Annotated in this window: 19 protein-coding genes, 2 pseudogenes and 1 riboswitch; of the genes and pseudogenes, 10 read left to right on the forward strand and 11 right to left on the reverse strand. The window is 70.6% G+C overall.

The annotated features are described in order from the left end of the window. Window positions 1-17 precede the first annotated feature (17 nt). A complete protein-coding gene (gene mshC, locus CLT72_RS04075; protein WP_101409577.1) occupies window positions 18-1256 on the forward strand; it encodes a cysteine--1-D-myo-inosityl 2-amino-2-deoxy-alpha-D-glucopyranoside ligase in 1239 nt (412 codons plus the stop codon). A 38-nt stretch (window positions 1257-1294) separates the two neighbouring features. Here the strand turns inward: mshC and CLT72_RS04080 are convergent, their stop codons facing one another. After that, window positions 1295-2086, reverse strand: coding sequence for a GntR family transcriptional regulator (locus CLT72_RS04080; protein ID WP_089000611.1), 792 nt, complete (start codon window positions 2084-2086; stop codon window positions 1295-1297). A gap of 125 nt (window positions 2087-2211) precedes the next feature. Further along, window positions 2212-3081 carry a PAC2 family protein gene (locus tag CLT72_RS04085; RefSeq protein WP_101409578.1) on the reverse strand — a complete coding sequence of 290 codons (870 nt, stop codon included), beginning with the start codon at window positions 3079-3081 and terminating at the stop codon, window positions 2212-2214. Between the two features lie 261 nt (window positions 3082-3342). Between CLT72_RS04085 and metH the strand changes: the two genes are divergently transcribed. Both metH and CLT72_RS04095 read left to right on the forward strand, forming a co-directional pair. Then, entirely contained in the window at window positions 3343-6858 is a 3516-nt protein-coding gene (gene metH, locus CLT72_RS04090) for a methionine synthase (RefSeq protein ID WP_199184469.1), read from the forward strand. A gap of 56 nt (window positions 6859-6914) precedes the next feature. Then, window positions 6915-7370: pseudogene (locus CLT72_RS04095) on the forward strand (IS30 family transposase); the annotation flags it as partial. Here CLT72_RS04095 and CLT72_RS04100 read toward each other — a convergent pair. From CLT72_RS04100 to CLT72_RS31475, 3 genes and pseudogenes are all read right to left on the reverse strand, one after another. Next, complete coding sequence (locus tag CLT72_RS04100; protein WP_101409580.1) at window positions 7267-7977, reverse strand: IS3 family transposase; 711 nt, start codon at window positions 7975-7977, stop codon at window positions 7267-7269. The pseudogene CLT72_RS04095 and the gene CLT72_RS04100 sit on opposite strands and share 104 nt — an antisense overlap. 91 nt (window positions 7978-8068) lie before the next feature. Continuing rightward, window positions 8069-8284, reverse strand: a pseudogene (locus CLT72_RS04105) (transposase); the annotation flags it as partial. A 191-nt stretch (window positions 8285-8475) separates the two neighbouring features. Beyond that, a complete protein-coding gene (locus tag CLT72_RS31475; RefSeq protein ID WP_144082174.1) occupies window positions 8476-8799 on the reverse strand; it encodes a hypothetical protein in 324 nt (107 codons plus the stop codon). A gap of 463 nt (window positions 8800-9262) precedes the next feature. Here CLT72_RS31475 and CLT72_RS04110 point away from each other — a divergent pair, with 463 nt between their 5' ends. Then, window positions 9263-10507: an IS256 family transposase gene (locus CLT72_RS04110; RefSeq protein ID WP_101409309.1), complete on the forward strand. Its 1245-nt coding sequence runs from the start codon at window positions 9263-9265 to the stop codon at window positions 10505-10507. Between the two features lie 491 nt (window positions 10508-10998). Here CLT72_RS04110 and CLT72_RS04115 read toward each other — a convergent pair whose 3' ends face one another. Together CLT72_RS04115 and CLT72_RS04120 are read right to left on the reverse strand one after the other, a co-directional pair. Then, a complete protein-coding gene (locus CLT72_RS04115; protein ID WP_101409581.1) occupies window positions 10999-11235 on the reverse strand; it encodes a hypothetical protein in 237 nt (78 codons plus the stop codon). 1658 nt (window positions 11236-12893) lie between these two features. Beyond that, window positions 12894-13655 (reverse strand): helix-turn-helix transcriptional regulator, encoded by a 762-nt coding sequence (locus tag CLT72_RS04120; RefSeq protein WP_101414923.1) that lies wholly within the window; start codon window positions 13653-13655, stop codon window positions 12894-12896. A gap of 86 nt (window positions 13656-13741) precedes the next feature. Between CLT72_RS04120 and CLT72_RS04125 the strand changes: the two genes are divergently transcribed. Continuing rightward, complete coding sequence (locus CLT72_RS04125) at window positions 13742-14131, forward strand: nuclear transport factor 2 family protein (protein WP_101409582.1); 390 nt, start codon at window positions 13742-13744, stop codon at window positions 14129-14131. 143 nt (window positions 14132-14274) lie between these two features. Here the strand turns inward: CLT72_RS04125 and CLT72_RS04130 are convergent, their stop codons facing one another. After that, a complete protein-coding gene (locus CLT72_RS04130; RefSeq protein ID WP_101409583.1) occupies window positions 14275-15009 on the reverse strand; it encodes an alpha/beta hydrolase family protein in 735 nt (244 codons plus the stop codon). A gap of 811 nt (window positions 15010-15820) precedes the next feature. Between CLT72_RS04130 and CLT72_RS04135 the strand changes: the two genes are divergently transcribed. Together CLT72_RS04135 and CLT72_RS04140 are read left to right on the forward strand one after the other, a co-directional pair. After that, window positions 15821-17092 (forward strand): cellulose binding domain-containing protein, encoded by a 1272-nt coding sequence (locus CLT72_RS04135; protein WP_101409584.1) that lies wholly within the window; start codon window positions 15821-15823, stop codon window positions 17090-17092. A gap of 157 nt (window positions 17093-17249) precedes the next feature. Beyond that, window positions 17250-18314 (forward strand): golvesin C-terminal-like domain-containing protein, encoded by a 1065-nt coding sequence (locus CLT72_RS04140; RefSeq protein ID WP_101409585.1) that lies wholly within the window; start codon window positions 17250-17252, stop codon window positions 18312-18314. A 191-nt stretch (window positions 18315-18505) separates the two neighbouring features. Here the strand turns inward: CLT72_RS04140 and CLT72_RS04145 are convergent, their stop codons facing one another. Together CLT72_RS04145 and CLT72_RS04150 are read right to left on the reverse strand one after the other, a co-directional pair. Then, window positions 18506-19198 carry a cation efflux transmembrane domain-containing protein gene (locus CLT72_RS04145; protein WP_101409586.1) on the reverse strand — a complete coding sequence of 231 codons (693 nt, stop codon included), beginning with the start codon at window positions 19196-19198 and terminating at the stop codon, window positions 18506-18508. Further along, window positions 19198-19527: an ArsR/SmtB family transcription factor gene (locus CLT72_RS04150; protein ID WP_199184472.1), complete on the reverse strand. Its 330-nt coding sequence runs from the start codon at window positions 19525-19527 to the stop codon at window positions 19198-19200. Before CLT72_RS04150 ends, CLT72_RS04145 begins: the two co-directional genes overlap by 1 nt. Before the next feature lie 383 nt (window positions 19528-19910). Continuing rightward, window positions 19911-20125: riboswitch (cobalamin riboswitch) on the forward strand. A 218-nt stretch (window positions 20126-20343) separates the two neighbouring features. On the opposite strand from CLT72_RS04150, the gene CLT72_RS04155 reads away from it, so the two are divergent. The 3 genes from CLT72_RS04155 (at window position 20344) to CLT72_RS04165 (ending at window position 24587) form a co-directional block, all read left to right on the forward strand. Continuing rightward, window positions 20344-22689 (forward strand): ribonucleoside-diphosphate reductase subunit alpha, encoded by a 2346-nt coding sequence (locus tag CLT72_RS04155; RefSeq protein ID WP_101414924.1) that lies wholly within the window; start codon window positions 20344-20346, stop codon window positions 22687-22689. Between the two features lie 35 nt (window positions 22690-22724). Then, a complete protein-coding gene (locus tag CLT72_RS04160) occupies window positions 22725-23720 on the forward strand; it encodes a ribonucleotide-diphosphate reductase subunit beta (protein ID WP_101414925.1) in 996 nt (331 codons plus the stop codon). A 198-nt stretch (window positions 23721-23918) separates the two neighbouring features. Beyond that, window positions 23919-24587 (forward strand): M23 family metallopeptidase, encoded by a 669-nt coding sequence (locus CLT72_RS04165; RefSeq protein ID WP_101409588.1) that lies wholly within the window; start codon window positions 23919-23921, stop codon window positions 24585-24587. Between the two features lie 18 nt (window positions 24588-24605). Here the strand turns inward: CLT72_RS04165 and CLT72_RS04170 are convergent, their stop codons facing one another. Next, window positions 24606-25337, reverse strand: coding sequence for a DUF899 domain-containing protein (locus CLT72_RS04170; RefSeq protein WP_101409589.1), 732 nt, complete (start codon window positions 25335-25337; stop codon window positions 24606-24608). Between the last annotated feature and the right edge of the window lie 57 nt (window positions 25338-25394).

Raw genomic sequence — 25394 nt, forward strand, 5'->3', positions numbered from 1 at the left:
TCGTTAGGCTGACGGTCATGGACTCTTGGGCGGGACACGAGGTGCCGCGGCTGCCGGGCAGGGGCCAGCCGCTGTCGTTGTTCGACTCGGCGCGGCAGGGCGCCCACCCCAGCGACCCGAGCGGCACCGCGACCATGTACGTCTGCGGCATCACCCCGTACGACGCCACGCACCTGGGCCACGCCGCCACCATGATCGCGTTCGACCTGGTGCAGCGGGTGTGGCGGGACGCCGGCCTGGACGTGCACTACGTGCAGAACGTCACCGACATCGACGACCCGCTGCTGGAGCGCGCCGAGCGCGACGGCGAGGACTGGAAGGTCCTGGCGATGCGGGAGACCGCGCTGTTCCGGGAGGACATGGAGGCGCTGCGGATGATCCCGCCGGCGCACTACGTCGGCGCGGTCGAGTCGATCCCCGACATCGCCGACAAGGTGCTCCTGCTGCTCAAGGACGGTGCCGCGTACCGCCTCGACGACGGCACCGGCGACGTCTACTTCGACGTCTCCGCCGCGCCCCGCTTCGGCTACGAGTCCAACCTGACCCGCGAGCAGATGATGGAGATCTTCCCCGAGCGCGGCGGCGACCCGGACCGTGCCGGCAAGCGCGACCCGCTCGACCCGCTGCTGTGGCGTGGCGCCCGCGAGGGCGAGCCGTCCTGGCCGGGCGGCGAGCTGGGCGCCGGGCGTCCCGGCTGGCACATCGAGTGCGCGGTCATCGCGCTCAACCTGCTCGGTGACCGGATCGACGTGCAGGGCGGCGGCAACGACCTGATCTTCCCCCACCACGAGTGCTCCGCCGCGCACGCCGAGCGCCTCACCGGCGTCGCGCCGTTCGCCGACCACTACGTGCACGCCGGCATGATCGGCCTCGACGGCGAGAAGATGTCGAAGTCCCGGGGCAACCTGGTCTTCGTCTCCCGGCTGCGTGCCGACCAGGTCGACCCGATGGCGGTGCGGCTGGCCCTGCTCTCGGGGCACTACCGCGCCGACCGCGCCTGGACCGACGAGCTGCTGGCGACCGCGCTGGAGCGGCTGGACCGTTGGCGGCGGGCCGCCGCCGCGCCCGCCGGCCCGTCGGGCGAGCAGTTCCTGGCCGGCGTACGCGCCCGCCTCGCCGACGACCTCGACTCCCCGGGCGCCCTGGCGCTGGCCGACGCGTGGGCCGACGCGACCCTCGCCGGCAACGCCGACGACCCGGCCGCCCCCGCCCTCTTCGCCACCACCCTGGACGCCCTCCTCGGGCTCCACCTCTGATCCACCCCCTCCGCGTCGACGGGGCGGGGGGTCGAGGTTCAGCCCAGGACCAGGCCGGGGTCCGGGGTGGGGTCGGGGGCCGGGGCGGGGATCTTGTATTCCTCGGTCAGCGTGGTGACCGGGCCGGGCCAGGTGGCCTGGGCCACCTCGATGGGCTTGCGCTGGCCGTCGTAGGCGACGTGCAGCAGGTGCAGCACGGGGGTGTCGGGGCGGATCTGGAGGATCTCGGCCTCCTCCCGGCTGGGTTGGCGGGCGCTGATGGTGTCGGTGGCGGAGACGTACCGTCGGCCGGTGGCCTCCTCGGCCTCCTGGTAGAGCGGGCGACCGAAGGCCTCGGCGCGCTCCAGTGAGGTGCCGGCGGTGTCGGCGGGCAGGAACCACGAGGCGCCCACCTCGACGGGGGAGTCCTCGGTGCGTACGAGGTGGCGCCGGCAGAGCAGGTCGGTGCCGTCGGCCACGCCGAACGCGTCGGCCACCTCCGGCGGAGCCGGGGCCCGGCCGACCGAGACGAGCTGCTGCCGGTACCGGGCGGCCAGGTCGGTGTGGTAGCCGCGGAAGCCGCCGTAGCGGCCCCGGGAGAGCCGGTTGAGCCGCCGCCGGGTGCCTCGGACGTACGTCCCGGAGCCGGGCTTGGTGATCAGGATGCCCTCGACCCGCAGTTGGTCGACGGCGCGCTGCACGGTCTGCTTCGCCACGCCGAACATCTCGGCGATGGCCGGGATGGACGGCAGCCGCTCGCCCGGGCCCCAGTCGCCGCGACGGATCTGGGCCTTGAGCTGCGCGGCGATCTGCCGGTGCGGGAACTCGGCCGCCCCCGGATTGATCTGCATGCCCGCCTCCTCGATGACAGCTAGGTTCCTAGGATGCCGTAGAGGTGGTGACGGCGCCACCCCGAACACGCCAAAAGACCGGCCCCGGACGACACGCGCCCGGGGCCGGTGGGAAAGCGGGAGTGCTACCAGGAACCGGCGGTGGGGCCGGCGGAGCCGCCGCGGCGGCGCAGGTACTTCTCGAACTCCTGGGCGATCTCGTCACCGGTCAGCGGGGTGATGCCCGCGTCGCCGACGCGTTCCTCCAGCTCGCGCACGTACTCGCCGAGCTCGGCGTCCTGCTCGGCGGCGCTGCGCACCCGCTGCTCCCACTCGGCGGCCTCCTCGGCCAGGTCGGCCATGGGCACCGGCAGGTCGAGCACCTCCTCGACGCGGTGCAGCAGGGCGAGGGTGGCCTTGGGGCAGGGCGGGTTGTTGGCGTAGTGCGGCACGTGCACCCAGAACGAGACGGCGTCGACCTCGGCCTTGTTGCAGGCGTCGTGCAGGACGCCGACGATCCCGGTCGGCCCGTCGTAGCGGGTGGGGGTGAGCTGGTAGCGCTGGGCGGCCTCCGCGTCGGAGGCGCTGCCGCTGATCGGCAGCGGCCGGGTGTACGGCACGTCGGCCAGCAGCGCGCCGAGCACGACCACCCGCTCTACCTCCAGGCTGTGGCAGATCTCGAGCACCTGCTCGCAGAAGGTGCGCCAGCGCATGCTCGGCTCGATGCCCCGGATCAGCACGACGTCCCGCTCCGTGCCCTCGGGGCTGGCCACCATGAAGCGCGTCGTGGGCCACTCGACCCGGCGGGTCTCGCCCTCGGCCATCGTGATGGTGGGGCGGCTGACCTGGAAGTCGTAGAAGTCCTCCGGGTCCAGTTCGGTGACCTGCCGGGCCTGCCACACCTGCTCCAGGTGCTCGACCGCGGCGGTGGACGCGTCGGCGGCGTCGTTCCAGCCCTCGAACGCGGCGATCGCCACGGGGGACCGCAGCACCGGCAGTCCGTCGAACTCGGTCACGCCGTCACCTCACCCTGCTCGTCGGGGGCGGTACCGGGACCGGACCCGGTCGTCCGCCCGCCGGGCGTGGTGCTGTCGCTGTAGTCCTTCACGTCCGTCAGCCTACGTGTCGGGGCGGGATGCGGCCCGTCGGCCGCGCCGGTCGTGCCCGGGGGCGGTCGGTCATACCACGATGAACCGGATAGCGTGATCCCGCTGACACAATGTGGGAAGGCGCGTACGGGGGGATCGGTCGCGCCGCGTCGGCACTAACCTGATCCCGTGCGGACCTCATTGCTCGACGTACTGGCAGACCGGATTCTCGTCGCCGACGGCGCCATGGGCACGATGCTGCAGGCGGCCGACCTCACCCTGGACGACTTCGAGGGCTACGAGGGCTGCAACGAGGTGCTCAACGTGACCCGGCCGGACGTCGTACGCGGGGTGCACGAGGCGTACCTGGCGGCGGGCGCCGACTGTGTCGAGACCAACACGTTCGGGGCCAACCTGGCCAACCTGGCCGAGTACGACATCCAGCACCGCATCCGGGAGCTCTCCGAGGCCGGGGCCCGCCTCGCCCGGGAGGCCGCCGACGCGTACGCCACGCCGGAGCGGCCCCGCTTCGTGCTGGGCTCGATCGGCCCGGGCACCAAGCTGCCCACCCTCGGGCACGCCGACTACGCGACCCTGCGCGACGCCTACCAGGAGAACGCCGAGGGCCTGATCGAGGGCGGATCGGACGCGTTGATCGTCGAGACGTGCCAGGACCTGCTCCAGGTCAAGGCCGCGGTGGTCGGCTCGAAGCGGGCCATGGCGCGGCTCGGCCGGCCGGTCCCGATCATCTGCCACGTCGCCGTGGAGACCACCGGCACCATGCTGGTCGGCAGCGAGATCGGGGCGGCGCTGGCGGCCATCGAGCCGCTCGGGGTCGACCTGATCGGGCTGAACTGCTCGACCGGGCCGGCCGAGATGGGCGAGCACCTGCGTTACCTCTCCCAGCACTCCCGGATCCCGCTGTCGGTGATGCCGAACGCGGGCCTGCCGGTGCTGACCGCCGACGGGGCGTACTTCCCGCTGACCCCCGTGGAGTTGGCCGACGCCCTGGAGCGGTTCGTCACCGAGTACGGCGTCTCGCTCGTCGGCGGCTGCTGCGGCACCACCCCCGAACACGTGCGGGTCCTGGCCGAGCGCCTGCACGGCACGCGCCCCGCAGCGCGCGAGCCGCGGCACGAGGCGGGCGTGTCGTCGGTCTACCACCCGGTGCCGTTCGCCCAGGACGCCTCCCTGCTGATGGTGGGGGAGCGCACCAACGCCAACGGCTCCAAGGCGTTCCGCGAGGCCATGCTCGCCGGCGACTGGCGGGCCTGCGTCGAGATCGCCCGCAGCCAGGCCCGCGACGGCTCGCACCTGCTGGACCTCTGCGTCGACTACGTCGGCCGCGACGGCACGCGCGACATGCGGGAGCTCGCCGGCCGCTTCGCCACCGCCTCCACCCTGCCGATCATGCTGGACTCGACCGAGCCGGCGGTCGTCGAGGCCGGGCTGGAGATGCTCGGCGGCCGGTGCGTGGTCAACTCGGTCAACTTCGAGGACGGCGACGGTCCGGAGTCCCGCTACGCCCGGGTGATGCCCATCGTCAAGGAGCACGGGGCCGCCGTGGTGGCGCTGCTCATCGACGAGGAGGGGCAGGCGCGCACCGCCGACTGGAAGGTGCGGGTCGCGGGCCGGCTGATCGACGACCTCACCGGGCGGTGGGGGATGGACCGCGCGGACATCCTGATCGACGCGCTGACCTTCCCGATCGCCACCGGCCAGGAGGAGACGCGGCGCGACGGCATCGAGACGATCGAGGCGATCCGGGAGATCGCCCGCCGCTGGCCGGGCGTCAACTTCACCCTCGGCATCTCCAACGTCTCCTTCGGGCTCAACCCGGCGGCCCGGCAGGTGCTCAACTCGGTGTTCCTGCACGAGTGCCGCGAGGCCGGCCTGACCAGCGCCATCGTGCACGCCAGCAAGATCCTGCCATTCAACAAGATCCCCGACGAGCAGCGGGAGGCGGCGCTGGACCTGGTCTACGACCGGCGCCGCGAGGGCTACGACCCGGTGCAGAGGTTCATCGAGATCTTCGAGGGCGTGGACGCCGCGTCGGCGCGGGCCGGGCGGGCGGAGGAGCTGGCCGCCCTGCCGCTGGAGGAGCGGCTCAAGCGGCGGATCATCGACGGGGAGCGCAACGGCCTCGAGGCCGACCTGGACACGGCGATGGCGCAGGGGCGCAGCCCGCTGTCCATCATCAACGACATCCTGCTCGACGGCATGAAGGTCGTCGGCGAGCTGTTCGGCTCGGGGCAGATGCAGTTGCCGTTCGTGCTCCAGTCCGCCGAGGTGATGAAGACCGCGGTGGCGTACCTGGAGCCGCACATGGAGACCGCCGAGGACGGCGGCAAGGGCCGCATCGTGCTGGCCACGGTGCGCGGCGACGTGCACGACATCGGCAAGAACCTGGTCGACATCATCCTGTCCAACAACGGCTACGAGGTCGTCAACATCGGCATCAAGCAGCCGATCAGCGCGATCCTGGAGGCCGCCGAGCAGCACCGGGCCGACGCGATCGGCATGTCGGGCCTGCTCGTCAAGAGCACCGTGATCATGAAGGAGAACCTCGCCGAGATGGCGTCGCGCGGGGTTGCGGAGCGCTGGCCGGTCCTGCTGGGCGGGGCGGCGCTGACCCGGGCGTACGTCGAGGACGACCTGCGGGCGATGTTCCCCGGCCAGGTGCACTACGCCCGCGACGCCTTCGAGGGACTGTCACTGATGGACCGCGTGATGACGGCCAAGCGCGGCGGCGCGCCCGTCATCGACGCGGAGCGGGAGGCGGCGCTGGCGGCCCGCCGGGCGCGCCGCGAGCGGCAACGGGCGATCGTCAGCGAGTCGTTGCCGGAGCTGGACGACGCGTCGGTGCGCTCCGACGTGGCCACCGACGTGGAGGTGCCCGCCCCGCCGTTCCTGGGCACGCGGGTGGTCAAGGGCGTGCCGCTGGCCGACTACGCGGCGCTGCTCGACGAGCGGGCCACGTTCCTCGGGCAGTGGGGCCTGCGGGGCGCCCGCAGCGGGCAGGGGCCGTCCTACGAGGAACTGGTGGAGACCGAGGGCCGGCCCCGGCTGCGCTACTGGCTGGACCGGCTGATTTCCGACCAGGTGCTGGAGGCGGCCGTGGTGTACGGCTACTTCCCGGCGTACGCCGAGGGCAACGACCTGGTGGTGCTGGACGAGAACGGGCACTCCGAGCGGGCGCGGTTCTCCTTCCCGCGGCAGCGGCAGGAGCGGCGGCTCTGCCTGGCCGACTTCTTCCGTCCGCGCGGCGACGAGCTGGACGTGGTGGCGTTGCAGCTGGTCACGGTGGGGCATCCGATCAGCGAGTACACGGCGAAGATGTTCGCCCGCAACGAGTACCGCGACTACCTGGAGGTGCACGGGCTGTCCGTGCAGCTCACCGAGGCACTGGCGGAGTACTGGCACCGGCGGATCCGCGCCGAGCTGACCCTGCCGGGCGGCCGTACGGTGGCCGACGACGATCCGACGGACCTGGCGGGCCTGCTGCGCACCGACTACCGGGGCTGCCGGTACGCGTTCGGCTACCCGGCCTGTCCCGACCTGGAGGACCGGGCGAAGATCGTGGAACTGCTGGACGCGGAGCGGATCGGCGTGCAGCTGTCGGAAGAGTTCCAGCTGATGCCGGAGCAGGCGACCGACGCGATCGTGGTGCACCACCCGGAGGCCAGCTACTTCAACGCCAAGTGACGGGCGTAGGTGCCCTGAGCTGCGGTTCAAGGCGTTCGGAGGGCTGCTGAACCATGATCATGCCGTCTCTGCCACGGATGGACGGCTGGGGCGTCGAGCCGCGCGTGAAGAACGGCCCAGCATTGGCCGGTCGCGGTGCTGAGGCCGTCCGCGATGCGATCGCCGCAACGATCACCCTCCTGCCGGATCGGCTGCGCCGGACACTGACCTGGGACCGCGGGAAAGAACTCGCCCAGCACGCCCAGCTGAGGATCGACACGGGCGTCCGGGTCTACTTCGCCGATCCGCACAGCCCATGGCAGCGCGGCACCAACGAGAACACCAACGGTCTGCTGCGCCAGTACTTCCCGAAGGGCACCGACCTGGCCCGCTGGGGCCGCTACGACCTCGACGCCGTGGCCGCCACCCTCAACAACCGACCACGTAAGACACTCGGCTGGAGAACGCCAGCCGAAGCCATGAACGAACAGTTACTCTCCATCCAAAGCAGCGGTGTTGCGACGACCGGTTGAATCCGCCGTTCGAGCCCCTGTCCGAGTGGTGGATCAGTTGCCCGTCGCGGACGTCACGGGACCAGATGCCGTATTCGAGGGCGCCGAGGATCAGGTCGGTGTCGCAGCGGTCGGAGCACCGCCAGCCCACGATGCGGTTGGAGAAGACATCCCGCACCGCGGCGAGCCAGAACACGCCCTCGCCGCAGGGGATGCGGGTGGCGTCGGCGACCCACAGCCGGTTCGGGAAGGCGGCGGTGAACTGCCGGTTGACCAAATCCGGTGCCGGTGTCGCCCTTGGGTTCGACCGGGTCGAGGGGATGCGCCACTTCTTGCGCAGGAACGCGCCCTGCAGGCCGGCGTCGCGCATCAACCGCTCGACCCGCTTGCGGCCCACCTGGCGGCCTTGGCGGCGCAGCATGGCATGCACCCGCGGACTGCCGTAGGTGGCGCCGGAGACCTCGTGGATCTCGGCGACCTCGACCGCCAGTTCCGCGTCCTCGCGGCGCCGAGCGGACGGATTCACGGCCTGGGTGAGCCAGCCGTAGTAGGTGGAGGCGGCCACGCCGATGACCCGGAGGACGGGCTCGACCCCGAAGCGATCGCGCAGCTCGTTGACGAGCGTCACGACCGTCGCCGGGTCGGGTCGAGTTCCGAGGCAAAAAAGCCGACGCGGCCTTGAGTATCTCGTTGGCGCGCTTCAGCTCGGCGTTCTCCCGCCGCAGCCGACGCAGTTCCTCCAGCTCGGAGGTCGTGGGCCGGTCGTCGCGCTGGCCTCGGTCGGCTTCGTCCTGGCGGATCCAGTTGCGCAACGCCTCGTGATGCACCCCAAGCTGCCGCGCCAGTTGGCGGATCACGGGCTTCGGGTCCGACTCCCGATACAAACGCACCGCACGTTCACGCAGCTCATCGGGGTACTTCTTCGGTGCTGCCACGGATGACTCCCTTCAGCTCCATCAGAGCATGATCGAAAGCCTCCGAGCTACCGGGGGAACCTCAGCGCAACACCCAGCCCACGCCATCCCGTGTCCGGACGGTGGCGAGGCGGGGCCGGCCGGCTGCCGGCGTGTCTAGTCCCACCACATGGCCGACAGTTGACCTAGGGCGTGCCGGCGAACCTTCGAAGTCAGTCTCCGATGAACAGAAGCCGCCGGTGATGAGGACGTCGAGGCGCGACCTCCAAGAGCGAAGCAAGCTGAAGAAGCGCCTGGGCAGCCGCCCGCACTCGGCCATCCTTGGATTGCTCGATGATCGACCGAAGTTCGGCCGTCAGGCTGGCCGTCTGGCGGGGATTGAAGCAGGTGTCGTCGTAGGGATCAATTCCGGATAGCAGTGGGTAGTGGGACGGCTCCGATGCAGCGAAGGCGCAGAGGGACCCGACGCCCGCTGCGTCCGTAAGCCGCTCGACAACAACACCGCTGAATTCCCGGACCTGCACACTCATACCCACGGCCTCATCGTGCCGGATCTCGGCCGTCGCCGGGTAAGCCGGCCCTTGCCGGAAGCGCCGCGATCATGTCAAGCATCTGGTGGGACGCGACTGTCAAGCATGTCCCGTCACGGGACAGGCCGGCTGCCGGCGAAGTGGTTCAAACTTTCTGTACGTCTTCAAGGCGGCCCTGAACGGGCCGCACGCGCCGCCGCCTGGGCGCGAGTCCGTCGCTCCGCTGGCGCTCCGACTCCGGCCACGCAACACGCCCGGCGGCTGGCGCGGAGAGCGGAAAGCCCGGAGGGGCCGCCGTAGACGGGGCGGGGTAGTTGAGTGTGGTGGAGGTTCGTCGCCGGCAGCGCCGGCGGTTGCGTCCACGGAAGTGGTGTACGACTTGCCCGTGATGGGCGTGTTGGGTAGATAGGAGACGGCCACCGCGCGATCCTTCGAGACGGCTAAGCCCAGTGAAGGAGAGTGATGCGCGATGGCCGCATCTGAGAGTGTGAACCCTGTTGAGCTGCTGTGCGAGCAGATCGCGGGCGCGTCGCCGGATCTGTTGCAGGCGATGATCAAGACGTTCGCGCAGGCGGTGATGTCCGCCGAGGCCGACGCGATCTGCGGTGCTGGTTATGGGCAGCGCAGCGACGAGCGGGTCAACTCCCGCAACGGCTACCGGCCGCGGGAGTGGGACACCCGCGCCGGGACGATCGACCTGGCGATCCCGAAGCTGCGGCAGGGCAGTTACTTCCCGGACTGGCTGCTGACTCACCGGCGGCGGGCCGAACAGGCGTTGGTGTCGGTCGTGGCCACTTCCTACCTGCTCGGGGTGTCGACGCGGCGGGTGGAGAAGCTGGTCGAGCAGCTCGGCATCCGGCAGTTGTCGAAGTCGCAGGTCTCGGAGATGGCAGCGCACCTGGACGTCCAGGTTGAGGCGTTCCGCAACCGGCCCCTCGACGCCGCCCACTACACGTTCGTGTGGATGGACGCGCTCACGATGAAGGTCCGAGAGCACGGCCGCACCGTCAACGTCCACGCGCTGATCGCCGTGGGCGTCAACGCCGACGGCCAGCGTGAGGTGTTGGGCCTGGACGTGGCCTCGGATGAGGACGGCGCCGGCTGGCTGGCGTTCCTGCGCAGCCTGACCGCCCGTGGTCTGACCGGGGTGCGTCTGGTCATCTCCGACGCCCACGCCGGCCTCGTGGCCGCCATCGGCGCGGCTCTGCCCGGGGCGTCGTGGCAGCGGTGCCGGACCCACTACCTGCGCAACCTGCTGACGAAGGTGCCCAAATCGGCGCAGCCGTGGATCGCCACCTTGGTGCGCACGATCTTCGACCAGCCCGACGCCGACGCCGTCCGCGCCCAGTTCGACCGGGTCGTGGCCACGATCGAGGCGAAGTTCCCGGCCGCCGCCGAACACCTCGACGCCGCCCGCGACGATCTCCTGGCGTTCACCGGCTTTCCCCGCGAGATCTGGCGCCAGATCTGGTCGAACAACCCGCAGGAACGGCTGAACAAGGAGATCCGCCGCCGCACCGACGTCGTCGGGATCTTCCCCAACCGGCCGTCGATCATCCGCCTCGTCGGCGCCGTCCTGGCCGAGCAGACCGACGAGTGGACCGAAGGCCGCCGCTACATGGGCCTGGAACTCCTCGCCAAAGCCCGCATGGTCACGATCGACACCAGCCAACACGACACCGACCAGACCGACCCCACCCCGATCGCCGCATAGCATCAAACCGGATCCCGCGATGGCCGTCTCCTACACCACCAGCGCGGACGCGACCCAGCCGGCCGCGCCGCGCCCGAGCAGCGCGGCGCAGGGAGGGCGCGTGCCGGGTCCGCGCGGCAAGCCCCAAGCATGGGGGCGGTGTCCGCGCGGCGGCATGCTGGTCGCCCAGGAGCCGGCTCGCAGCCGCTCAGGGTCAGGTCAACCGCTCACCTGGGAGGGGGAGGGGTGGCCGCCGGTGGCCAGCTTCGACGCCGGGAGCCGGGTCCGTGCCGGGCGAGGTTGGGTCAACTGCGCCACTGTGGCGGTGTCCGCCGGGGGTGCGGTCCGTGACACGAGAGCCGACACCGACTCAGGCTGTTCCGGCAGCGTCCGTACGTGCGTCAAGGCCGTCTTGACGTGGCGGACCGGGCGGCGGCCGGCCTCCCAGGAGGGCGGGTCGGCGGCAGACAGGGATGACTAGCGAGCGCAGACGGGGGCGAGTTGGGCAGCGTTCAGGCTAAGTCCTCGGGCTTCACCCTTCCCTTCCCGAGAAGCTTTCTAGCGAGGAGCAGGCGGCCGAGGATGATCGCGTAGACGTTGCCGATCAGAACCAGCGCAGCTGCGCCAAACTCGCCGTGACCGGCCAACATCAGGGCAGGGAGGCCGGCGAACAGCAGCACGGGCAACATGAAGAGCCACAAGGGGAACCGCAGGTAGTAGAGAAGTGTGGGGGTCGAGGGTTTCGGCACGAGGCCATTAGAACGCACGCGGCCAAGGAAGCCCGCCCCTGGACTGAGTGACTAACCGGGTGACGACCGAGGTGAGCGAAGACGACGCCTGCGGACTCTGGCGGACCGTTCGCCGAGGTCACCTCTGTCGGCTGCGCAGCTCATTAGCCAGCGATGGTTCCTTCGGGACGAAGAGGTCAAGCCGTAGGGTCAGCGCCTACGTTCGGGCCGAGCGGCCCATGCCGCAGCGACGGCGCAAAGCATGAGGCAGACGAATAGGCAACTCAGCGCGCCACACAGCAACACGACCCCAGCCCCGATGCCTTCCACGGGCATCAGCGTAGGCGCTCAGCCGCCCGTGCCCGCAGCGTGCCCGATACAGCGGTCAGCGCCGGTCGGGTTCGGCGCACGGGCCGAATAGACACTCTCCGTCTAACGCTGCACGGAGGCATCATTACCCACCGTGCAGATCAACCCGATTCCCAAGCTGACGGTGCCGGCCCCTGTCCGGCGTCAATCCGGGACCAGGTCCAGGCCGTCGGCAGGCCGTCCGAGGTGACTAGCCCTCGTACAATCCGATCATGAAGCTCCCGGTCCTGCTGGTTGTCTGGCAGCCTGGCTCGCCTTGGCCTACGTGCTGATGTCTCAAAGCGGGCTCGCGAGGAGCGTGAGGCAAGCCTCGCGTTACTTCCTGGTCGGTGTGCTGGTCGCCGCCATAGCGGCTATCTCTGTACTCGGCGTTTGGCAGTCGTTCGACGAATTCGGCCCGTCGTTGCGGGCGGCGACGGGACACGGCGTAGAGGGGGCATTCACACCCGAGCGGGTGGATGCTGCCGGGCGAGGTGGCCGTCATCAGGAGTGGCGGGGGACATATGTCAGCACGGATCAGAGGACCATCCGTCGCGATGTGGTCCTTGATACGCCGCCTGATCGGATGCGGATCGGCCTGGCCGTGCCTGCACGCGATACAGGAGCGCGAAGGGTTGTCTACGGTGAGGGGATACCCCTCGCCCCAGTAAAGAGCCTGGCCGTGCTGGTGCTGGTGGCGTTCGGATGGGGGCTGGCGGGTTGGTGGCTGGTGAGAAGGCTGCGCCGGCTGCGACGGTCAGGTGGGCGAGGTGAGGCAGCCAGGAGGCAGCGAAAGCAGCAGCAACGACCAGCGGCAGGCGACACGGGACAGCAAAGCGGCCATGGCCGGCAACACAGAACGGTGTCGAACAGCACCGAACGGTGAGGCCCATCCGCGTTCACACCGAAGCAGTCAGCCCTGTTGCTGTCGACAGCAACGGTGACAGCAACAGGGCCGCACAGTGGGAGCCGAAGCCGGCTTGCGACGGATCAACGCCCGACGTCAGAGACGTGTGCGGACGAGCCCGGACGGAGTGCCCAGAACTTACAAGCGAGAGGTCGGGAGCCCGAGGGATCCCCAAGATCATGCCGTTTCCAGGCCGTCAGAGGTGGACCAGAAGCAACGAACGTTGACCACCGACCACCAACGAACGGGCAGCTCAGCCGGCATCTTGTCCGTGTTGATCCACTACGCCTTCACTCTCGATCAATACAACGCCAAGTGACGCCGTACCCGTCCCGGGCTGCGCGAACGCGGTCCCGGGGCGGTGTCGGGCCGTCCGGGTCCGCAGGTCGGGCCCAGAGGCGGTGTCGATCGCCCGGCGGTCGGGCTACCTCGTGAAGTACGCCGCACTCTCCGCGTCTGCCGGGTAGTAGGACTCGATTGCGATCTCGTCGACCGTGATGTCCGTCGGTGTGCCGAACGTGGTGATGGTCGAGAACAGCCGTAGCTCCCGTCCGCCGACGCGGAGGATCATGGGGATCACGACGTCCGTGTCGATGCCACGGCTCGGCGCTTCGCCGGGTTCGGGCGCCAGCAGCTCTTCGTAGAGTGCGGCGAGTGCGGGGTCGGGAGCCGCGGCGAGCTGGCGGGAGATGCGGCTGCGGAACACCGCGCGTACGTCGGCGAGGTTGACGACGATGCGGGCGAACCCGCGCGGGTGCAGTCCCAGCCGCACCAGGTTGACTGGCGGCCGCAGCAGGTCGGGATCGGCCTGCGCGAAGAACGGGTCGACAGCGCGATTGGTCATCACGATGTTCCACCGGCGATCGAAGACCACTGCCGGGTACGGCTCGTGCGCGCGCAGGACCCTGCGGACGGCGTCGTGGACGGCCGCCAAGGCGCCGTCGTCGAGTGGACGCTCGGCGTACCGGGGTGCGAAGCCGCCGGCGAGCAGGAGGCGGTTGCGATCCCGCAGCGGCACGTGGAGGTGGTCCGCGAGTCGGAGGATCATGTCGGCGCTCGGCTTTGACCTGCCCGTCTCGACCAGGCTGACGTGACGGGCCGAGACGTCCGCCGCGATCGCGAGATCCAGTTGGCTGAGTCCCCGCCGGTGCCGCCACTGCCGCAGGAGCTCCCCGACCGTGTGCACGATCACGAAGCGTACCCGTCGTCGCGGCGGACGCCATGAAGTCCGAGTTCATCGACAATCGAAGCAGTCGCGGAAACACTGCGTCCGTGACCATCGAGAACAAGAGCATCGTCCAACAGGCGCTGACCGGGCTCATCGAGACGGGCGACGTGCACGCGCTCGCACGGTTCCTGAGCGACGACTTCGTCCACCACAGACCGGGTGCGTCGACGTCGACCAGGGAGGAGTGGCTCGCCGCCGTCGGCGCTGCGCTGGCGCCGCTCGCCGGCATGCAGGTCGAGATCCGTCAGATGCTGGCCGACGGTGATCATGTCGTGGTGTACTCGCGGCGCTGGCTTCCCGATGCGGGACCGGAGATCGCGGTCGTCGACATCTGGCGGATCGACGACGGGCTGATCGCCGAGGGGTGGGAGATCATCGAGCCGACGGCGCAGGTGGCGGCCAATCTGGTGTGGTGGGAATCCGCTCAGCGCTGACCCTGCGTGAGCGCCCGTCCGCCCGCCGATGATCGTCTATCAGGACCTGTGTGAGCGCGCCGCTGCCGATGATCGGCCCTCAGGAGCTGGGAGACACGCCGACCGGGAACGGATCCCGATCGGCGCGTCGCGGACCGCGGGCGTTATCGGCCGAGGTGCCGGGCGAAGAACCGTAGCGCGCTGTCCAGCTCGAATGCAGGGATCTCGCCGTGCCTGCCAGGGTTGGCGTGCAGGGTCTTCTCGGTCGAGGCCAAGGCGTCGAACAGTGCCAAGCCCTGGGCCCGCGGCACCCGCTCATCGTCCCACTGCAGCAGGAACTCCACCGGGACGGTGATCCGCGCGGCGGCCTCCGCTGATGCCAGTGCACCGCCCAGGCCCAGCACCGCCGCGCGGACCCGGGGTTCGGCGGCGACGAACGGCACGCCGAGCCCGCAACCCAACGACACACCCCAGTAGCCCACCGGACCAGAACCGACGTAGTCGAGGTCCTGGACCGCGTCCAGAACCGCCCGCCATTCCGGGACGGTCTGGCGGGCCACGAGCGCCTGGAAACCAGCGATCAGCGGAGCCAGCTCCTCTCCGGCGTCCACGCGAGCCTGGTTCTCGGTCGCGATCCGGTCGTACTCCTCATCCTTCGGCCGGTCGCCATGGCCAGGTACGTCCACCGCCGCCACCGCGAAGTCGCACTCGGCCACGAAGCGGCGCGCGCGGGCCACGATGCCGGGGGCTTTCTTGTGCTGGCCGCCGCCGTGTCCCATCAGGATCAGGGGGCGGGTACCGGCGGCACCTTCCGCCGTCCACAGCACGCCGGGAATGTCACCGAGGATGAACATCTGTTCGCGGACGCCGTCGGACGACGTCGCAGAGTTGAAGCGCATAGCGCTCACGCCTTTCGGGATGCCTTTGCGGGCGCTCCCTAGGCCATGCGAGGGAGGGAGCCCCGACCTGTCACAGCGTTGATCGGTCTCACCTCCTCGGTTCGCAGCAGCGCACAGCGACGCCGAAGGTATCACGAAGGTTTGCTCGCGTCCGCGTCCGCATGCGCGGGTCGCGAAGCGGAGGGGCGCATCGGCGGGTGCGGAAACCAGATCCTGTTAGCGCTCACACTCACTGATGACCACGGATTTTCAGGAAGTTGCGGACTGTCAAGCGATAGTTTCGCGATCGTCGATGAAGTGGGTGACGGGAAAGGCCTGAGCCGGAAGCTGGCCGGACCCGATGAGGTGGTGGCCCGGCCGGGAGCCGCCGAGGGCCACCGGGGCCTTTCCCGCCGCGCCCCGGAGGGCCGGATACGAGCGTGCCGCGGTGTCTTCCGGAACGTGGCCGGTTGAGGATGTTATCGATAACCTGCTATCTTTCCGGCGGGAGTGAAGGGCACGCTCCCCGTCACCTCAGTCGATCGGCAGGCGCCCCGAGGGGTGCGCCCGCTCACCGCCTTGCCGGTCGAGGACCAGTCCGGGCCGCTGCGCCGATGCCACGTGACCGCGCGCGGCCGGGCGACTCCGTCCGGTCGTACGCCCAACTTCCCTCGCCCTGTCGCCGGCGGCCCCGGAACCGGCTCGCCGACGGCGACAAGGGGTGGTGCGAGTCGTCTGCGCCCCTCTGCGACGGCGGGAGTGCGGCCGGCGGTCGCCGCGTCGACGTCGCGCAGCGCAACCGGCACAGGATCAATGGCCAGGAGGTCAGGCAATGCTGAGACACCGGCACCTTCTCTCATCCATCGCGGCCGCGGCAGTTCTTCTCGCGGCGACCGCCGGCGCGCTGGGCGGCGGCTTCCGCGCAATGACGGTGGCCGCGACGAATGGCACCCTCGCGACCACCGCGGGCTGCGGCAAGGCACCCACGCTCACCAGCGGGACCCGCACGATTCAGAGCGGCGGACAGAATCGCAGCTACATCCTGCGGATCCCGGACGGGTACGACAGGAACCGTCCCTATCGGCTGATCTTCGGCTTCCACTGGCTGAACGGCTCGGCCAGCAGCGTGGCCTCCGCCGGCTACTACGGGCTCGCGCCGCTGTCGAACAACAGCACGATCTTCGTCGCGCCCCAGGGCATCGACGCCGGCTGGGCCAACACCAACGGTCGGGACCTGGCCCTCTTCGACGACATCTCCCGACAGGTCGAGAACGACCTCTGCGTCGACACGACCCAGCGCTTCGCGCTCGGCTGGAGCTACGGCGGGGCCATGAGCTACGCGGTCGCCTGCGCCCGGCCCACCGTCATCCGGGCAGTCACCGTCCTGTCCGGCGCCAACCTCAGCGGATGCAACGGCGGTACCCAACCCGTCGCGTACTTCGGCATCCACGGCCTCTACGACAGCGTGCTGAACATCTCGATGGGCCGGTCACTTCGCGACACGTTCGTCAGGAACAACGGCTGTACCGCGCAGAACCCGCGCGAGCCGGGCAGAGGCAGCCTCACCCACATCACCACCAGCTACTCCGGCTGCCGACCCGGATACCCCGTGCAGTGGGCCGCGTTCGACGGAGACCACACCCCGAGTCCCGTCGACGGATCGTCCAGCCCCAACGACGCCAGGACCTGGACCTCGGGGGAGATCTGGAGGTTCTTCACCCAGCTCCCATCCACCGCGCCGCCTACCACCGCACCGCCCACCACCGCACCGCCCACCACGCCCCCGCCCACCGGCGGGCCGGGCACCTGCACCGCCACCTACCGCACGGTGAACAGTTGGCCCGGTGGGTTCCAGGGTGAGGTCGTCGTGGCCAACGCCAGCACCACCACGGTCGACGGCTGGACCGTGCGTCTGACCCTGGCCGGCGGCCAGGCCATCAGCAGCCTCTGGAACGGCACCCACACGGCCACCACCGGCGACGTCACCGTCCGCAACGCCGCGTACAACGGCACGCTGGGCGCGAACGCCTCGACCACCTTCGGGTTCACCGCCACCGGCAACGGCGCCACCGCGCCCGGCAACATCACCTGCACCAGCCCCTGAGCGCGGCGAGACCGGGCCCGGAGCCACCCGGCTCCGGGCCCCCAGGGGAGGAAGAATCCTTCGAAGCTCAGATCAGCAGGCGTAGACATCTTTCATCGGGCATCGAGGCTCCACTATATTGCGGGCACTGTCGATCTCTCCCGATGACGAGGTGCACATGTTCGACAACCCGACGCTGCGGCGGCGTACCCTCCTGGCGGCCGTCGCCGGCGCCGCGGCCGTCCCCGTGGTCGCCGGCCCCGCTTGGGCCGCGTTGCCCAAGGTCTACATCGACCCGGGCCACGGCGGCACCGACCCCGGCGCGGTCGGCAACGGGCTGCAGGAGAAGGCCCTGACACTCGACATCTCCCTGCAACTGCGCAACATCCTGCTGGCCAACTGGGCCGTCGACGTCCGCATGTCCCGTACGACCGACATCACCCGCAGCCTGGCGTACCGCACCGACGACGCCAACGCGTGGGGCGCGAACCTGCTCGTGAGCGTGCACATCAACTCCGGCGGCGGCACCGGCTTCGAGAGCTACCGGTACCCGACGGCGAACGCCGCCACCGTCAACCTGCACAACGCCCTGCACCCGAGGGTGCTCGGCAAGATGCGGACGATCGGTGGGGTCACCGACCGGGGGCTGAAGACCGCGAACTTCCACATGCTGCGCGAGTCGGCCATGCCCGCGGTGCTGACCGAGAACCTCTTCATCGACTCCGTCGCCGACTCGAACCTGCTCAAGCGCGCCGACTTCATCACCGCCACCGCCCGTGGCCACGCCGAGGGCATCGCCGCCTACCTCGGCCTGAGCGCGCCCAACCCGCCCACGTTCAGCACCATCGTGGACAACGCCACGGCGGGGCGGTTCACGGCGAGCACCAACTGGGGCACCTCCTCGTACTCCGCCCAGCGCTACGGGGCCGACTACCGCTTCGCCAACCCCACGCCGGCCAGCGACGCCGCCTGGTTCAAGGTGAACATCCCGGCGGCAGGTAACTACCGCGTCGAGGTGCGGCACCCGGCCGACCCCGGCTACAACAGCTCGGCCCCGCACGTCGTCGTCACCGCCTCGGGCAACCGCACGGTCAACGTCGACCAGCGCTCCAGCGGCGGCGTCTGGCGTTCGCTGGGCACCTTCGGGCTGGCCGCCGGCGACCGGAACCTGGTCGCGGTCAGCCGCTGGACCAGCGCCACCGGCTACGTGGTGGCCGACGCCGTCCGGGTCACCCGCGTCTGACAGTGCCGCCGGTCCGTGCCCGGTCGTCGACGACGTGCCGGTGGCACGTCGTGGCGAGGTGACCGACGAGGCGTGGACGGTGATCGCGTCGCCGCTGCCGGAGCCTGGTGCTTCGCGGCGGCGACGCGATCACCGGCGGGTCGACGACGGGACCCGGTGGCGGCCGCGCCGGGAGTTGCCGAACGGCCCGCTCAGCATCCGCCTGCGCAGTCCGTCGTGCGGCTGCTCGTCGCCGGGCCGGGGCCGGGCGTGCAGCAGGCGTCACCGCGCCACGCCTCGCGGCCCTCCTTCACCGCCACCGCAGCGATGACCAGCGCGGCGACGGGGTCGGCCCAGGACCACCCGAACAGGCTGTTCAACCCCAGGCCCACGAGCAGTACGGCGGACAGGTAGGTGCACAGCAGGGTCTGCTTGGAGTCCGCGACCGCCGAGCGGGAGCCGAGTTCCCGGCCGGCGCGGCGCTGCGCGTACGACAGCCCTGGCATGATCGCCAGCGACAGCGCGGCGAGCACCAGGCCGACGCTGGAATGCGCGGCCTCGGCGCCGCCGAGCAGCGCCCGTGTCGACTCCACCGTGACGTACGCCGCGAGCGCGAAGAACGAGACTGCGATGATCCTCAGCGCGACCCTCTCGCGGGACTCCGGGTCACGGCCGGCGAACTGCCATGCCACCGCCGCCGCCGACGACACCTCGATCACCGAGTCCAGCCCGAAGCCGATCAGCGCGGTCGACGACGCGAGCGTGCCGGCGGTGATCGCCACGACCGCCTCGACGACGTTGTAGGCGATGGTGGCGGCGACCAGCAGCCGTACCCGGCGGGCGAGCACCTGACGGCGTGCCGGCGACGGCCTCACCAGTGCCGGGTCGATCAGGGGCAGGCTCATCAGCAGCAGCCCTTCTCGGCGGAGCCCGGGCAGGCGGCGGGATCGACCGTCAGGGCGAGGCCGAGCAGGTCGGTCAGGGCGTGGGCCAGTCGGGCGTCGGCCAACTCGTAGCGGGTGCGCCGCCCCTGGGGCGCGGCGACCACGAGGCCGCAGCCGCGCAGGCACGCCAGGTGGTTCGACAGGTTCTGCCGGGTCGTGCCCAGCAGTTCGGCCAGCTCCGCGGGATAGCCCGGCCCGTCGCGTAGCGCCAGCAGCAACCGCGCCCGGGTCGGATCGGACAGGGCGTGACCGAAGCGCGCCAGCACCGTGCCGTACGTCAACGTCTCCACGCCCCGATAGTACAGTCGACGATGTACCGATCGGAGGCGGCGCGGTCTGCGCTGGCCTCGCGGGCCGGGTGTCGACGGGCGCGGCCCCGCCGGTGGCAGCGGCCCCGCTGGCGCGCTACCGGCGTCCGTAAGCCGCTACCGCAGCGCCGCGCCCCGCCCGCGTGGGTCGTCACCCGGTGATCAGGACCCTGTGGACCGCACCCGGCGGTCTTGACGTCCGACGCGTCCCGATCACCGCTCGTTGCCGGGCGCAGCGTGCCGTGGAGTTCGTCCGGCGGTGCATCGACGCGGGCGTCCGGCGTGCGATCGACAGGCGTCATCCGCCTCGCCGACGACACGCCCGGGACCGACATGTGGGGTGTGACAACGCGGCCAACCCTATATATGGTGTCGGCGCAGCTGGTTCGGCCGCTCATCCGGAGCGGTCGAGGCAAGAGGGAACCCGGTGGGAATCCGGGACTGCCCCGCAGCGGTGAGTGGGAACGACCGCCGTCATCAGCACTGGGCCGCCAACGGCCTGGGAAGCGACGGCCAGTAGGAGACCGGCGAGTCCGGTCGCGCCCGCGAGTCCGAAGACCTGCCAGTGCGCCGTACGCCCGCAGCAGGGTGTGTGGCGGTCCGAGGCCGCGTGGGACGGCCGACGCCATCCCGACGCGTGCTCGCGCGCGTCGTCGTCGGTGTCCGCTCCCCGCGTGCCCAGGAAATCCGTCTGGGATCAAGGCTCGCGAGGAGTGAGTGGTGACAGTCACCGAGGTTGTTCCGGCCGCCGGCACGGCGGCCGACGATGCGGCCGTGGCGGGCCAGCGGCGACCGCAGATGCGGGTCCGTAAGCGCGACGGCGGCGCCGAGGCGGTCGACGTCAACCGGATCGTCCGGGCGGTCGAGCGGTGGGCCGACGACCTCGCCGACGTCGACCCGCTGCGGGTGGCGACCCGGACGATCAGCGGCCTGTACGACGGGGCGACGACGGCCGAACTGGACCGGCTGTCCATCCAGACCGCCGCGGAGATGATCGGCGAGGAGCCGCAGTACTCGCGGCTGGCGGCCCGCCTGCTGGCCGGCTACGTCGACAAGGAGGTCCGCCGGCAGGGCATCGGCTCCTTCAGCGAGGCGATCCGGCGCGGCCACACCGAGGGGCTGATCGGCGACGACACCGCCGCGTTCGTCGCCGCCCACGCCGGCGTCCTCGACGCCGCCGTCGACCCGCGCGGCGACCTGCGCTTCGAGTACTTCGGGTTGCGTACGGTCTACGACCGCTACCTGCTGCGTCACCCGACGAGCCGGCTGGTGCTGGAGACCCCGCAGTACTGGCTGCTGCGCGTGGCCTGCGGCCTGTCGCAGGCGCCGGACGAGGCGGTCGGGTTCTACCGGCTGATGTCGAGCCTGGCGTACCTGCCGAGTTCGCCGACGCTGTTCAACTCCGGCACCCGGCACACCCAGATGTCCTCCTGCTACCTGGTCGACTCCCCGCGCGACGAGCTGGACTCGATCTACCAGCGGTACGCGCAGGTGGCGAACCTGTCGAAGTTCGCCGGCGGCATCGGCATCGCCTTCTCCCGGGTCCGCTCCCGGGGCGCGCTGATCAGGGGCACCAACGGTCAGTCCAACGGGATCGTGCCGTGGCTGCGGACGCTCGACGCCTCGGTGGCGGCGGTCAACCAGGGCGGCCGGCGCAAGGGCGCGGCCTGCGTCTACCTGGAGCCGTGGCACCCGGACGTCGAGGAGTTCCTCCAGCTGCGCGACAACACCGGTGAGGACGCCCGGCGCACCCACAACCTGAACCTGGCCAACTGGATCCCGGACGAGTTCATGCGGCGGGTGGAGGCCGACGGGATGTGGTCGCTGTTCGACCCCGACGTGGTGCCGGAGCTGCCGGACCTGTGGGGCGAGCAGTTCGACGCGGCGTACCGGGCCGCCGAGGAGCAGGGCCGCTACGTGCGGCAGGTCCCGGCGCGCGAGCTGTACGGGCGGATGATGCGTACCCTCGCCCAGACCGGCAACGGGTGGATGACGTTCAAGGACGCCGCGAACCGGCTGTGCAACCAGACCGCCGAGGCGGGCAACGTGGTGCACCTGTCCAACCTGTGCACCGAGATCATCGAGGTGTCCAGCGACGGCGAGACCGCCGTGTGCAACCTCGGCTCGGTCAACCTCGCCGCCCACCTGGGCGCCGACGGCATCGACTGGGAGCGGCTGCGCGCCACCGTCCGCACCGCCGTGACGTTCCTCGACCGGGTCATCGACATCAACTACTACCCGACGCCGCAGGCGGCGGCGAGCAACCCCCGCTGGCGGCCCGTCGGGCTCGGGCTGATGGGCTTGCAGGACGTGTTCTTCGCGCTGCGGCTGCCGTTCGACTCCCCGGCCGCGCGGGAGCTGTCCACCCGGATCAGCGAGGAGCTGTACCTGACCGCCCTGGAGTGCTCCGCCGACCTGGCGGAACGCTCGGGCGCCCACCCGGCGTACGGGCAGACCCGGGCGGCGCGCGGGCAGCTGCAACCCGACCTGTGGGGCGTGACGGTGAGCCAGCCGGCGCGGTGGGCCGCGCTGCGGGAGCGGGTCGCCGCGTACGGGCTGCGCAACTCGCTGCTGGTGGCGATCGCGCCGACCGCCACGATCGCCTCGATCGCCGGCTGCTACGAGTGCATCGAGCCGCAGGTGTCCAACCTGTTCAAGCGCGAGACCCTGTCGGGGGAGTTCCTCCAGGTCAACACCGCCCTCGTCCGCGAGCTGAAGGCGCGTGGCCTGTGGACGGAGCGGATCCGCACGGCCATCAAGCGCGCCGAGGGCTCCGTGCGGGACGTCGCGGAACTGCCGGCCGAGGTGCGGGAGCTGTTCCGTACCGCGTGGGAGCTGCCGCAGCGGGCGTTGATCGACCTGGCTGCGGCCCGCGCCCCGTACATCGACCAGTCGCAGTCGCTGAACCTGTTCCTGGCCGCGCCGACGATCGGCAAGCTCTCCTCGATGTACCTGTACGCCTGGAAGGCCGGGCTGAAGACGACGTACTACCTGCGGTCGCGGCCGGCCACCCGGATCCAGCAGGCCACGGTCGCGCCCGCCGGGCCGGCCCGCGCCGCCGGCCTCGTCGCTGCGGTGGCGACCGTCGACGAGGCGCTGGCCTGCTCCCTGGAGAACCCCGAGTCGTGCGAGGCCTGCCAGTGACCACCCCGACCACCAGCGAACCGAGGACCGCCCACATGCTGCTCGACCCGGGGATGGATCTCACCCTGCGCCCGATGCGTTACCCGCACTTCTTCGACCGCTTCCGCGACGCCATCCGCAACACGTGGACCGTGGAGGAGGTCGACCTGCACGCCGACCTCGCCGACCTCGACCGGCTCTCGCCGGCTGAGCGGCACCTGGTCAGCCGCCTCGTCGCGTTCTTCGCCACCGGCGACACGATCGTCGCCAACAACCTCGTGCTCAACCTGTACCAGCACGTCAACTCCCCGGAGGGCCGGCTCTACCTGTCGCGGCAGCTGTACGAGGAGGCCGTGCACGTCCAGTTCTACCTCAACCTGCTCGACACGTACGTGCCCGACGAGGCCGAACGCTTCGCCGCGTTCGACGCCATCGAGAACATCCCGTCGATCCGGCGCAAGGCCGAGTTCTGCTTCCGCTGGATCGACTCGCTGGGCGAGCTGCGTGAGCTGCGTACCCGACAGGACCGGCGGGCGTTCCTGCTCAACCTGATCTGCTTCGCCGCGTGCATCGAGGGGCTGTTCTTCTACGGCGCCTTCGCCTACGTCTACTTCCTGCGCTCCCGGGGGCTGCTGCACGGCCTGGCGTCCGGCACCAACTGGGTGTTCCGCGACGAGTCCATGCACATGGCCTTCGCCTTCGACGTGGTGGAGACGGTCCGCGGGGAGGAGCCGGACCTGTTCGACGACGAGCTGACCGAGCAGGTGCGGCAGATGCTCACCGAGGCCGTCGAGTGCGAGGTCCAGTTCGCCGAGGACCTGCTCGGCCAGGGCGTACCCGGGCTGTCCCTGGCCGACATGCGCGAGTACCTGCAACACGTCGCCGACCGGCGGCTCGCGCAGCTGGGCATCCCCGCCCACTACGGGTCGACCAACCCGTTCGCGTTCATGGAGTTGCAGGACGTCCAGGAGCTGTCGAACTTCTTCGAGCGGCGCGTGTCGGCGTACCAGGTCGGGGTGAGCGGCACGGTGGCCTTCGACGACGACTTCTGAGCCGGAGGCGCCTCCCCGGCAGCTCGCCCGTGGCGTCCAGTTCGCGGGCGCGGCGGGCGAGCGCCACCATCCGTTCCCGGTGGGTCAGCGCGTCCAGTTCACCGAGCAGCCGGCGGGTCGATCTTCGCACGCCGCTCATTGTGTCGGTCGGGACGCCGCACCGCACACCCGTTCCGCGCGGCCTTGCCGGCGTCTGCCATGCTCGGGCCGGTGACGACCGGCCCCCGCAGCAGCCCCCGCACCCACCGCCGTGTCCGCAGCCGCGGCCTTCGGATCGCGCTCGCCTCCGGCGCGCTCGCGCTGCTCCTCGCCGCCGTCGTGTTCGTCGTCGCGGTGGTCGTCCCGCTGGTGCGACCGGCGGGGCCGCGTCCGCTCTTCCAACTGCCCGTCGCGTGCGGGGAGACGTGGCAGTTGGGCACCTATCCCGGTCACGACGACTACGACGTGGACCTGTTCCCGACCGAGGGCAAGGCGTGGGGGCGACCGGTGCTCGCGTCGTACGCGGGGAAGGTCACGGTGGCGGGCATCAACGGGTCGGTGGGTGGCCGTACGCCCGAGGACCCGGACGGGCCGCGCGGGCGTGGCGGCGGCTACTGGGTGAAGATCGACCACGGCGGGAAGTGGGAGACGCAGTATCTGCACCTGCTGGAGCCGCCGCTGGTCCGGGTCGGTCAGCGGGTCGCCCAGGGCGAGCAGATCGGGCGGGTGGGCAGCACCGGCAACTCCGGCGCCCCGCACCTGCACTACGAGCAGCGGCGGGGCTGGGAGAAGGTCGAGGCGTACTTCGACGGCGCGCCGTCGGGCATCACCCACGACGACACCGAGTACACGGTCAGACGCAAGAGCAACAACTGCCCGCCCGGGTGAGCGTGGCGCCGGTCGCCGTCAGTGGCAGTGGCAGTCGCCGCCGGCCGTGGCCGTGTCGTAGGTGTCGTGCAGGGGGAACTCGTTGACGTAGCGCTGCCGGCCCAGCGGCGTGAGGTCCAGGAAGTTGTAGGTGTTGAGCAGCGTCTCGAGACCCCGGCCGTACACCGAGTAGGTGTGCAGGATCCGTTCGCCGTCGCGGACGAAGACGCTCAGGCCGTGGCCCTCGCCCTTGATGAAGCCGGTGAGGCCCTGCGCGGCCAGGGTCTCGGCGTCCTTGTAGTTGTATTCCACCGGTGCGACGTCCGGGTCGTTGGTGGCGTGGAAGTCGTAGTTGAAGTCGCTGTCGTGCGAGGAGTACCAGGGAAAGCCCCAGCCCATCCGGCTCCGGAAGGACGCGAGGGTCGCGTACGGCGCCCGGGAGACCACGGCGAGGGTCGTGTCGCTGGCGTGCAGGTGCGCGAGGTGGCCGAAGTTGTCGGCCAGCAGTGAGCAGCTCGTGCAGCCCTCGGTCCACTCGGGATCGAACATGAAGTGGTAGACGAGCAGTTGTCGCCGCCCCTCGAACATGTCCGCCAGCCGGACGGAGCCGGAGGGCCCGGTGAGGGAGTAGTCCTTCTCGACGGCGACCGCGGGCAGTTCGCGTCGCAGCGCGTTGACCTCGTCCCGGCGGCGGGTGATCTCCTTCTCGCGATCGAGGAGTTCCTTGCGGGCCTCGACCCACTCGTCCCGGGACACGACCTTGATAGTCATCGACGACACGCCTTTCCGCTGAAGCGCCTGCGCCATTCTTATCGGGCGATACGCGAT

Source organism: Micromonospora sp. CNZ309 (assembly GCF_002846525.1).